The sequence below is a fragment of the Paraburkholderia sp. BR10954 genome (genome assembly GCF_040965775.1).
Taxonomy (GTDB): domain Bacteria; phylum Pseudomonadota; class Gammaproteobacteria; order Burkholderiales; family Burkholderiaceae; genus Paraburkholderia; species Paraburkholderia youngii.
This window is the reverse complement of the sequence record NZ_JBFRCK010000246.1, coordinates 1-383: the sequence shown is the minus strand read 5'-3', so window position 1 is coordinate 383 and position 383 is coordinate 1. Positions and strand designations below refer to the sequence as shown.

Annotated in this window: 1 pseudogene; it reads right to left on the bottom strand. The window is 53.5% G+C overall.

Annotation, left to right across the window (positions count from 1 at the left end):
• Positions 1-80: pseudogene (locus AB4Y34_RS42085) on the bottom strand (IS5/IS1182 family transposase); the annotation flags it as partial.
• Between the last annotated feature and the right edge of the window lie 303 nt (positions 81-383).

Below are 383 nucleotides of genomic sequence, written 5' to 3'. Positions count from 1 at the left end.
AGCGTCAGATACGGCGCCGCGAAACTCCATTCCTCATCCGACACATCTGTCGGATACCCTTTGCGGTCGGTTCTTTTCATCCCGCCAGGATACCAGGTCTCAATCGAAGTTCCTAACACGCTCTAACCCAACCACGTTGCACGAACGGAACGAGGTAAGCCCGACGTCTCGCCTCAGCGGTATCGAGGCAAGCGAACCGCAAGGAACGCCCACGGGACTGCGGGTAAAGGATTGACCAAAAAGCGAATGCCTCTCTGTAGTCGAACCTGAACAATCCGGAGAGCCTTTTGCAGCAAGGGTTTGAAGCGGAAAGTTGTTGATGCATTTGCAGGAACCTGGCAGATTATGGGTAGTTTCCTGCAAATTCTGTCGAGGTCTGGATG